This window comes from Bacteroides togonis (assembly GCF_900130135.1).
Taxonomy (GTDB): domain Bacteria; phylum Bacteroidota; class Bacteroidia; order Bacteroidales; family Bacteroidaceae; genus Bacteroides; species Bacteroides pullorum.
The window spans coordinates 1-2,635 of record NZ_LT670831.1 but is presented as its reverse complement, the minus strand read 5'-3'; the positions used below and the strand labels follow the sequence as shown (position 1 = coordinate 2,635).

The window sequence follows — 2,635 nt, the reverse complement described above, 5'->3', positions numbered from 1 at the left end:
AAACCGTTGTTGTAGGCAGAACTCGTCACTGCGTCGTCCACACGGTTCAGCCGGTTGCCCTCAAGCGTGAACGTCAGATTGTCTATCAAACCGTAGCTGCTTGCCCCCGTCTGCCCGTAGCGGTGAAACCCCAGGATGTTCCCGTTCTTGTCGTAACCTGTCACTTTCTCGGTGAAGCGGTTTGTGTTGCTGCTTAGCGAAGTACCTTCGCCATAGACGGCATTGAGCATGCGGTTCAGCCCGTCGTAGGTGACAGATAAAAAACAATCCTTGAAACAGACAATATCTGAATCAAGGATTGAAAACTATTGTGGCTTAGCTCGTTTATTCCATTAAGTATATTGCTCTATTTTCCTGTTCACCAGACACGGCAATATAGTGTGTGTAATTAACAATGAAATATACTGTTACTACTAATTTTTTATTTTCACGAGGAGTCCATGACAATTCAAGGACATCAATAGGATAATTTATACCCACAGCTTTTAAAGCGGAAGATAAATAATAAAATGAAGGTCCGTCTCCACTTGTATAGTCCTTCCATAGATGATCAGAAAATGGAACGCCATATTTTTGCATTACCTCAGACAGCGTACATCCCGCTATCCCCAGGCAGGCAAAGGAAATTTGGTCGTCGGTTTCGTGGACAGAATCGCAATCTGCATGCTGATAATATTCGCGTATCCTGGTTTGAAGTTGAGCGAAATTATATTTATCCTCGCTACTTGGTTTCGTCTGGCTCCCCGAGCAGGACAGGCAGAGCAATACTATTCCTAATGCAAATGCTTTTTTCATTTTGGTTCTCTATTTTTGTCATTAATGTAATAAGTCGTTTTCATATAATCAACCCAAGGCACGTCTTTGTTCCATTTCATGAGGAATTCATGCAGTTCTATTGGCTGGGTCAATAGTATATCCAGGTTTTTCTTTTCCACCTTTCCATTCCATGCCCCCATAATATTATTACTCCACGAATCATCAACAGGTTGATCCTTTTGAGGACCATTCTTGATGTATTTATCAGCCAACCCGATTATATGTCCAAACTCATGAGGAGCCGAATTGTCGTCTCTGATGTTGAATCCATTACGTCCTTCGCCTCTTAAAAATCCTTGATTGGTATATTTGACTTTGGAGGTTGTTTCAGGATCCATTTTTACTTCCATATAATTATTCACTCCGTTGAAGTTCGGCTCTTCATCTTTGTTAGCATATACCTTTATGTCCCATTGCAGATTATAAGTTTTATCCTGATATTCATAGGTGGTCTGTTTCCCCCAGGTAGCCATGATACCGGCTTTATAGATTCCTGCCAATTGGGATGTGGCATAAGGACCGGTAAGGATAATATTGGCTCTAATCACGATATTATCACCATAGATGGAGATAATTCCATCTTTGCCGTTCGGATCGATATGCTTAATCGGGTTGTTGTAGCAATACGCATACGGCGAAGTCTCATAATACGATTCCGATGATGGATCCACCGTCATAAACCTTCCCAGCGCCGGGTCATACATGCGTGCCCCGTAATCGTACCAGTTCAGCCCGTTCTCCGTGTCCAGCTCCTTACCGTTGTACTTGTAGGGTTGTACACTCGTAGAGCTTGCAAACAGTCCTCCGAAGGGATAGTAATGGTTCACCTCCTCTACCGTACCGTCCTGATTCAGCACCACCCGGTTGTTCCCCTGATGATCCTGCAGGTAGTAGTGGTACTTCCGGTCGGACAGGGTGACGTAGCCGGCTTCCGTTAGCAGCAGCTTCTGCACACCATTTTCATAGACCACGTTCCCGCAATAGTCCGTCGTGGTGGTAGTACCGTTGATAACATGCTTCGTGCGGAGTTTCGTGCCGTCCGCGGCATAGACGTATTCAATGGTGCTCCCGTCACCGAACGTGACCTTGCCTGGCAAATTTAAGAAATTGTATTGAATATTGCTAATGTTCCGGTTCAAATCTTTCGTCAGATTGCCGTTCGCGTCGTAGGTGTACTCATTGGCCTGCTTTACGGCGTCCTTGAACTCGAAACCGTTGTTGTAGGCGGATGCCGTTACTGCGTCGTCCACACGATTCAGCTGGTTACCGTTTAGGGTGAAAGTCAGGTTGTCTATCAAACCGTAGCTGCTTGCCCCCGTCTGCCCGTAGCGGTGAAGCCCCAGGATGTTCCCGTTCTTGTCGTAACTTGTCACCTTCTCCGTGAAGCGGTCGGCGTTGGTGCCATCACTGTAAATGGCATCCTGCATGCGGTTCAAGTTGTCATAAGTAAACTTGTAACTGTGGGTCGTTGTCTCATTCCCCGCCTTCCACGTCATGCCGCTGATGTTCCCGTTATAACAGGGAGTTGCGCCGTCGTTGTACTGCAAGGTCTGCGTAAACTTCCCGTCAATCCCCGTCAGCCAGTCGCGGATGTTGTAGGTATAGCTCTGGGCGAGACTGGTGTTGCCGTGCGGAGTCTTGCTCTGCAGCCTGCCCAGTTCGTCGTAGGTATTCGAGACCAGCGTCACCTTAACGCCGCCCAGCGTGTGCTCCACCTTCGTCAGGCGCTCCGCGTGGTCGTAGGTGTACTCGGTGACCTCCGTGAGTGTGGGCTTCCCGCCGGCCGTGTGCGTGTGGCTCACCACGGCGGGCTTGCCCG

2 protein-coding genes and 1 pseudogene are annotated in these 2,635 nt (G+C 47.7%); all 3 read right to left on the bottom strand.

All coding sequences use genetic code 11. From position 1 onward, the window contains the following. Window positions 1–251, bottom strand: a pseudogene (locus BQ8005_RS16770) (RHS repeat domain-containing protein); the annotation flags it as partial. 73 nt (window positions 252–324) lie between these two features. After that, window positions 325–795 carry a hypothetical protein gene (locus BQ8005_RS16765; RefSeq protein ID WP_075319334.1) on the bottom strand — a complete coding sequence of 157 codons (471 nt, stop codon included), beginning with the start codon at window positions 793–795 and terminating at the stop codon, window positions 325–327. Further along, a partial coding sequence (locus BQ8005_RS16760; RefSeq protein ID WP_234984106.1) for an RHS repeat domain-containing protein occupies window positions 792–2,635 on the bottom strand: 1,844 nt, incomplete at its 5' end. The genes BQ8005_RS16760 and BQ8005_RS16765, both read right to left, overlap by 4 nt.

Coding starts and splice junctions, on each gene's coding strand:
- BQ8005_RS16765 (WP_075319334.1), bottom strand. CDS start 795: ATGAAAAAAGCATTTGCATTAGGAATAGTATTGCTCTGCCTGTCCTGC.